Below are 7,523 nucleotides of genomic sequence, written 5' to 3' on the forward strand. Positions count from 1 at the left end.
CGGAAGTGGCGGCTCCAGTAGAGCAGGTCCATGTCGATCTTCGGCGCGTCGGCGAGTTGCACGAAGAAGATCTTGTCACCCGGAATCGACCGGATGGTGTCCGGATCGATTTTTCTTGCCAACGTATGAAAGCTGTCGAGGATCAGGCCGACATTGGCATGATCGGCGCGCCGTACGATTTCCCAGGCATCCCGGTGATCACTGACGTGCCGTCCCCAGGCGAGCGCTTCGTAGCCGATCCGGATTCCGCGATTTGCCGCCCTTTCTCCAAGCTCGGCAAGGTCGTCTGCGGCCCTGTCGATGCCGCCGAGAGAGAGCGGCGATACATTCGAGCAAATCAGGACAAGATCCGTGCCGAGTTCCTGCATCAGGTCAAACTTCCGCTCGGCCCGGTCGAAAGCCCGTGTGCGTTGCGGTTCGGGCATGCCTTCAAAGTCGCGAAAAGGCTGGAACAGGGAAATTTCGAGCCCGTGGTCCCGCACCATCCGCCCGACTTCCCGCGGACTTGCGTCGAAGGCGAGAAAGTCGTTTTCGAAGATTTCGACACCGTCGAAACCGGCGGATGCGATGGCCACCAGTTTTTCCTTCAGGTCGCCGGAGATCGAAACGGTGGCAATAGCGGTCTTCATGGCCGCGGTCCTCTTGTTGTCGCGCATTTGCCCGGAAACCGCGGATGTTATCCGAGCCTTGCAAAACACGCGGAAACCCTGTCCGGATCGGCCTTGAGGCCGGTGAACAGCTCTATGGCGCGCACTGCCTGGTAGACGGCCATGCCCGCTCCGCCCATGACCCGGCAGCCCTTTGCCTTTGCCGCCAGCACGAGTTCGGTTTCCAGCGGAAAATAGATCACGTCGGCGACCCACATGGCGGGGTCCAGCAGTTCCGGGGGGACGGGCGTTCCGGGAAGCTTGTCCATGCCGACGGGGGTTGCGTTGACCAGGCCATCGACGTCCCGGATCGCAGCGCTGAGGTTATCGGCGACAGAAGCGGATCCAGCGCCTTTCTGCCGGCAGACAGCTTCGGCAAGGGCTTCGGCCTTCCTCAGGTCCCTGTCATGGACTGACAAATGCACGACGCCGTTTTCCATCAGCGCGAAGGCAACGGCGACGCCCGCGCCGCCGGCACCGACCAGCAGGACCCGTTTCCTTCGCACTCCGGCCATGGACTGTCGGAAACTCTCGCCGAACCCCCAAAGATCCGTGTTGTGGCCGATGCGCCTGCCTTCGCGGAAAACGACCGTGTTGACCGCACCGACAGCGCGCGCGTTGCCGGAGAGGTCATCAAGGTGATCCATCACCTGCTGCTTGAAGGGGTAGGTGACATTCAATCCGGAAAACCCGCACATTTCAGCTGATTTCAGGATGTCGCCGATCGAGGGCGCAGGGTTGCCCATATGATCGGTGTCGAAGAGGCGGTAGACGTAACGGATGCCGTTGGCGGATCCTTCCGCTTCATGCATCGCCGGGGTGCGCGAGCGCTGGATGCCGCTGCCGACAAGGGCCGCGAGTATCGTCCTGGGTGTCCCGAGAGGTTGGCTGTCCGTTATCATCCCGGATACCCGAACATGCGCGGCAGCCAGAGGATCAGGTCCGGTGCCAGGATCAGCACAATCAGGGCCGCGATCAGCACTGCGAGAAACGCCCAGATCTCGGCGATGATTTCCTGCAGCGGAATCCGGCTCACCGCGTTGATCACGAACAGAAGAATCCCGTAGGGCGGCGTAATCAGCCCGATCATGCAGTTAACGACGGCGACGACGCCGAAATGAACAAGATCGATACCCAGTTCCCGGCAGGTCGGCAGGAACAGGGGGATGATTACGAGAATGATGGTGGTCGCGTCCAGAACGCATCCGAGCGCGAGCAGCAAGAGGTTCACGCCGAGCAGGAACACCAACGGCGGCACATCGAGACCGACCAGCATTCCGGCCAGCTGATTGGGGATGTTTTCGGACGCGACGATGTAGTTGAGGATGAGCGCACCGCCGATCACCAGCCCGACGGCGGCGGAGGAGCGTGCGCTCTCCACGAGGATCTTGTAGAGCGCGCCGGCAGTGAGTGCCCGGTAGAACAACCCGGCAAGCAGCAGGGCATAGGCGGCCGCGACCGCGGCGGCTTCCGTCGGTGTGGTGACGCCGCCGTAGATCCCGTAGAGCAGGATGGCGGGCATCAGCAGAGCCGGAAATGCGTTGAGCGTGTGGCGAGGCAGTTCGCTGAAGGGAACCGGGTCTTCGTGGGCGAAGCCGCGCCGGGTGGAAATGAAGGTGTTCATCCCCATGATGACCGCCCCCATGAGCACGCCCGGAACAATTCCGCCGAGAAACAGGTAGCCGATCGACTGGTTGGAGACGAGCGCATAGAGAACCATCGGGATGGACGGGGGAATGATCGGTCCGATGGTGGCGGAAGCGGCGGTGATGGCAGCCGCGTAGCCGCGTGTGTAATGGCCGCTCTTCGTCATCATGTCGATGATGATCTTGCCGATGCCGGCCGCGTCGGCCACCGCCGAACCGGACATGCCCGAAAAGATCAGGGAGGCCACCACGTTGACGTGGCCCAGGCCGCCACGAAAACGGCCGACCGTTGCCACGCAGAACCGCAGCAGTCTTTCCGAGATCGTCCCCGCATTCATGATGTTCGCCGCCACGATGAACAGCGGCACCGCGAGGAGCACGAAGCTCTCGTAGAGACCGGCGACGATCTGTTCGCCCGCCAGGGCGAGATCCTGACCGGCCACCGCCAGATAGACCAGCGATCCGACCAGGATGGAATAGGCGATGGGCGTGCCAATGGCCGCCAGCATAAAGAGTGTCAGAAGGCAAAGGGCCAGCTGAAGGCTCATCCTTCTTCCCCCACATGAATTTCATGCGCCTCCGAAGGCGCACCGTGGCGCAGGACATGAACGAAGGTCCACACGTAGCGCAGCACCACGATCACCAGAAAGACTGCGTAGATCGAGTAGATCGTTCGCATGGGTATCTTCAGGGTGGCACTCTTCTTGATCTTCAGAAAATCGATCCAGTCCCAGGTCGGCAGCAGCGACCAGGCAAGGGCCAGCGCGATGGCCAGGGCAGACACAAGCGCCATGACCTTGCGCGGACCCGGCGGGGCGGCAAGATAGAGAATGTCGAAACTGACGTGATCGCGCTCCCGGACGATGAAGGCATTTCCGAAAAAGACGAGCCAGACCCAGAGAACGAGACAGAGTTCCAGCGTCCAGCCGAAAGGCTGCTCCATTACGTAGCGCGAAAAGATCTGAAGCAGGAAGGTCAGGAACATCGCCCCGAGCAGGGCGGCGGCAATCGTCTCCCCGAACTTCATTCCCCACCTGGTAAGCTTGGCCATTTCTCTCCCCCCGCGAAACCGGATTTCCGTTGGGCCAGTTTGCTAGGTCGGCGCCGGCAAGGTCAAAGGCATGGCGCTTCCTGAACGCAGTTCAGGGCTTCATCGTGCCTGTACACTTGAGATGCCTGACCGGCGCATCGATTGAAGGCTGCCGTGTCATCCTTCCGAGCCCGGTGTGTGGAAGAACTGCTAAACGGCCAGGGAATCGGCGGCAGGTCCGATGCGCGTTTTTGAAACGTCGCTACCGGAAAGATATCCGACCTGCCGCCGGGATCGTGGATCCGGCCTAGTTGCCCAGAGCGTTGATCTTGTCCAGCAACCCGTCCGGCCAGTTGGCGGCATAGTCGCTTTCCAGATACATAGCTTGGACCCGGTCGCGGAACGCGGCGACATCGGGCTCGTAGATTTCCATGCCCTGCTCCTTCAGGAAGGACACCAGGTCCTCTTCCTTCTTCAGCTGAGCCTGCCGTCCTGCTTCGGCCGCGTCGTCAGCGGCCTTTTGAACGGTTGCCTGCTGCTCCGGCGTGAGCGACTCCCACACGGCCTTGGACAGGGCGATGTAGTTCAGGTCGACCAGATGAGAGGTCAGGATGATCTGGTTGGTAACCTCGTAGAACTTCGCGTCGACCACGGTCGGCAGCGGGTTGTCCTGACCGTCAACCGCGCCGGTCTGCAAGGCGGTGTAGACCTCGGTGAAGGCCATGGGGGTCGGGTTCGCGCCGAGCGCCTTGCCCAGGAACTGCCAGGCATCCGTTCCGGGCATGCGCAGGTTCACGCCCGCGAGGTCGTCCGGCGTCTTGACGGTCAGTTCGTCCTTGTCCTGTCTCAGGTTGACCTGGCGGCGGCCGAGATACATGACCGAAAGCAGTTTTACGCCGAGTTCGTCTTCCACCTTTTGCTTGAACGGCTCCATCAGAGCGTCATTGAAGACGGCTACCTGATGGGCGGCGTCCTGGTGGACGTAGCCGGCCGTGAAGATCGAGAACTCGGGAAAGAACACGGCGAGTTCCTGCGCGGAGGTGATCGACATCTCCAGATTGCCGCGCGCGATGGCTTCAAGCTCCGTGCCCTGCTTGAAGAGCGTCGCGTTCCAGTGGGGTTCGAATTCCGCAAATTCGGCAACGGCTGGGGCGAAGACTTCGGTCAATGCGACGGCGCGCTGATCGGTCGCCGATGCCGGGGCCGACAGGCGCAGCTTGACCTTTTCGGCGGCATTCGCGGCACTCATGGCCAATGCGGAAGTGGAAACGGCAAGGGCCGCAACTGTCGCTACGAACGTGCGGCGGTTCAGAATATTCTTCATGTGGTTCCTCCCAAATGCGATTGGCCGGCGAAACCTCGGCCGACCACTCCATCATAATCAATTACACGCAGTTGAATTCGTTTCAACATATATTTTCTGTTTTGTAGGCTATTTTAAGTTATCTTGATTACGGTCCCTGTTTGCTATGCTGTGCTCAACGCCGCCAAGAATGTGAGTTTCAAGGACCTTTCCTGCGGTGTTGGCGTCATGTGACAGGGCTGCGTCGAGAAGTTGCTTGTGTTCCCTGGCGGCCTCCTCTCCCCGAAATGTTAGTGTAAGCATTTGATATCTAAGATATTTATCAAATGCGGCTCCATGCGCTTCGAGTAGCGTCCGGGACCCGCAGCCGGAAATCAGCGCCCGGTGAAACTGCCAGTCGGCGTTTTTCCAGCTCTCTCTCACGGCGGTTTCTCCGGCAAGCATCCTTTTTTCCAGAACATGCAGCTTGTGGTAGGCAGCCACGACACCGGCTTCCCAGTCAAGGTCTCCCAGGTCAAACGACCGTTTCAGGGCGTGGCTTTCCAGCAGGATCCGCAATTCGGCAACTTCCCTGAGATCGTCATCGGAAACAGGCGCAACCTCGAAGCCCTTCTGTCCTTCCGCGATAACAAAACCGTCTGAAGTCAATCGGTTAAGGATTTCCCGAAGCGTCGTCACGCTGACGTTGTAGCGCTTGCGCAGCGGCTCGAGGCGTAAGCGTTCGCTCGGCTTCAGCTGTCCGAAAATGATGTCGTTTCGGATGTTGCGATACGCGTTGTCTCCTACCGTATCGTTTTCTGCTGCCTCAATCATTCCTGCTCCTGCATGCCTCTTGACGATTTCGGATTATAGGATATTTTGCAAAATATAGGAAATTATAAAAACGTTGCCCCATCGACTGATATCTAATCCAAAACCGGTGGAAAGTAACCTTTCACATCGAGGATCCCGACGCATGACATCTGCAGTGTTCGTCTTGAACGGCCCCAACCTCAATCTTCTGGGCAAGCGCCAGCCGCATATCTATGGGCACGAGACCCTTGCCGATGTGGAGGAAAGGTGCCGCGGGCAGGCGGCTCATCACGGTCTCGACATTCGCTTCCATCAGTCGAACATGGAAGGCCAGATCATCGACTGGATTCACGAGGCGCGAGATCACGGCTTGGCAATTGTCATCAACCCGGGTGCGTTCACGCATACATCCGTCGCCATCCTCGATGCCCTGAATGCCTTCGACGGTCCGGTGTTCGAAGTTCACATTTCCAACGTGCACAAACGCGAGAGTTTCCGGCACCATTCCTACGTCTCTCTGCGCGCGGACGGCGTGATTGCCGGTTTCGGAACACAAGGTTACCTCCTTGCCATCGAACGGGTGGCGAGCCTGATCAAGGTGGCTGCTGCCGAGGCTGACGCGGTGTCATGACGAAAAGGGCATCCATCGCCGTTGCTGGTGCCGGCCTGATCGGCAAGCGCCACATCGAAGCGATCGAGGCTGCCAGGAACGCCGACCTCGCGGCCATCGTCGATCCGGCGGCTCCGGCACGGGTGCTGGCCGGGCAACTGGGCCTCGCCTGGTATCCGGACCTGGAAGCACTCTTTTCGGCGGCAAGGCCTGACGGCATCATCCTCGCGACTCCCAATCAGCTGCATGTGGCAAACGCCCTGGAGTGCATCGGGGCCGGTGTTCCCGCACTCGTGGAAAAGCCGCTGGCTGCCGATCTTGCCGGAGCACAGCGGCTTGCCGATGCCTCGGAAACAGCAAACGTGCCGCTGCTTGTCGGTCATCACCGCAGGCACAATCCCCTGATCGCAGCGGCAAAACAGAAGCTGAGCGAAAAGGCGCTGGGTTCCATCGTGACAGTCCACGGCATGTTCTGGCTGATGAAGCCGGACGATTATTTCGATGTGGAATGGCGCCGTCAGGCCGGCGCCGGTCCGGTGCTTTTGAACCTGATCCACGATATCGACCTGTTGCGGCATCTGGTCGGGGAGGTGGTCTCGGTGCAGGCGCAGGCCTCCGGTTTTGTGCGCGGGTATCCGGTAGAGGAAAGCTGCGCGATTCTCCTGAAGTTCGACAATGGCGCGCTTGGAACCGTCAGCGTGACGGACACGGCGGTCGCGCCGTGGAGCTGGGAGCTGACGGCGGCGGAAAACCCGGCTTACCCGGTCACCGGCCAGTCCTGTTACTACATTGGCGGAACGCACGGGTCTCTGGAGCTGCCCAACATGAAGCTCTGGTATCATCCGGACAAACGCAGCTGGTGGGAGCCGATTGCTGCCTGCCGCTTTCCGCAGGCCCAGGGGGACCCTCTTGTGCGCCAGATCGAGCATTTCGTCGGCGTTCTGCAAGGGCGGGAAGCTCCGCTTGTTTCCGCGCGCGAGGGGTTGAGGTCGATGGAGGTGATCGACGCAATCCAGAGGTCGGTGCAATCAGGGGAGATTGTCACGCTCTCGGGAAATGAATTGATGGCAGCGCCGTAGCCTTCCGGTCAGTTGAACCCGGTAGTCATCCATTACAGAGGTAAGGCAGGCGCCGAACTGCGGCACCTGCCTTGTGCACGAGTTAAGCGAAGTTCAGTTTTGTCTGAGTCTGCGTCATGGCCCTGCAAACGAGGTCCGCATCCGCGTTGCCGATCTCGAACACTCCGAAACGGAGCTGATAGCCCCAATTCGGCATGTTCCGGGTGAAAACGAGCTCCCCCAACAACGGGTGGATGGGTGTCTCTACAATGTCGAGCCAGTCGACGTCGCGCCGCCAAGGGTGGAAGCAACCGCTCATTTCCCCGAGATAGGGGACGCCCTTGCGGACGACCCCGAAGGCCGTAAAGGCCTGCACCCTGTCCTTGCCGCCATAGGTTTCCGTCGGCGAATAATAAATCACCCGGTCGCCCGGGGTT

At 60.1% G+C, this 7,523-nt stretch carries 9 protein-coding genes; 2 read left to right on the top strand and 7 right to left on the bottom strand.

The genetic code is table 11. From position 1 onward, the window contains the following. From ACQY7U_RS02500 to ACQY7U_RS02525, 6 genes are all read right to left on the bottom strand, one after another. The coding region (locus tag ACQY7U_RS02500) for a sugar phosphate isomerase/epimerase family protein (RefSeq protein ID WP_428641626.1) at positions 1–629 on the bottom strand (629 nt) is incomplete at its 3' end. Positions 630–676: 47 nt separating this feature from the next. Continuing rightward, positions 677–1,549 carry a shikimate dehydrogenase gene (locus ACQY7U_RS02505; RefSeq protein WP_428641628.1) on the bottom strand — a complete coding sequence of 291 codons (873 nt, stop codon included), beginning with the start codon at positions 1,547–1,549 and terminating at the stop codon, positions 677–679. Continuing rightward, positions 1,546–2,841 carry a TRAP transporter large permease gene (locus ACQY7U_RS02510; RefSeq protein ID WP_428641630.1) on the bottom strand — a complete coding sequence of 432 codons (1,296 nt, stop codon included), beginning with the start codon at positions 2,839–2,841 and terminating at the stop codon, positions 1,546–1,548. Before ACQY7U_RS02510 ends, ACQY7U_RS02505 begins: the two co-directional genes overlap by 4 nt. After that, positions 2,838–3,344: a TRAP transporter small permease gene (locus ACQY7U_RS02515; RefSeq protein WP_428641632.1), complete on the bottom strand. Its 507-nt coding sequence runs from the start codon at positions 3,342–3,344 to the stop codon at positions 2,838–2,840. Before ACQY7U_RS02515 ends, ACQY7U_RS02510 begins: the two co-directional genes overlap by 4 nt. Positions 3,345–3,630: 286 nt before the next feature. Beyond that, entirely contained in the window at positions 3,631–4,647 is a 1,017-nt protein-coding gene (locus tag ACQY7U_RS02520) for a sialic acid TRAP transporter substrate-binding protein SiaP (protein WP_428641634.1), read from the bottom strand. A 108-nt stretch (positions 4,648–4,755) separates the two neighbouring features. Then, positions 4,756–5,439: a GntR family transcriptional regulator gene (locus tag ACQY7U_RS02525; RefSeq protein WP_428641636.1), complete on the bottom strand. Its 684-nt coding sequence runs from the start codon at positions 5,437–5,439 to the stop codon at positions 4,756–4,758. A 142-nt stretch (positions 5,440–5,581) separates the two neighbouring features. Here ACQY7U_RS02525 and aroQ point away from each other — a divergent pair, with 142 nt between their 5' ends. Next, a complete protein-coding gene (aroQ, locus tag ACQY7U_RS02530) occupies positions 5,582–6,049 on the top strand; it encodes a type II 3-dehydroquinate dehydratase (protein WP_428641638.1) in 468 nt (155 codons plus the stop codon). Beyond that, positions 6,046–7,107: a Gfo/Idh/MocA family protein gene (locus ACQY7U_RS02535; protein WP_428641640.1), complete on the top strand. Its 1,062-nt coding sequence runs from the start codon at positions 6,046–6,048 to the stop codon at positions 7,105–7,107. Before aroQ ends, ACQY7U_RS02535 begins: the two co-directional genes overlap by 4 nt. Positions 7,108–7,189: 82 nt before the next feature. Here the strand turns inward: ACQY7U_RS02535 and ACQY7U_RS02540 are convergent. Then, a partial coding sequence (locus ACQY7U_RS02540) for an EVE domain-containing protein (protein ID WP_428641642.1) occupies positions 7,190–7,523 on the bottom strand: 334 nt, incomplete at its 5' end.

The sequence above is a fragment of the Roseibium sp. genome (genome assembly GCF_050301095.1).
In the GTDB taxonomy this organism is placed as follows: domain Bacteria; phylum Pseudomonadota; class Alphaproteobacteria; order Rhizobiales; family Stappiaceae; genus Roseibium.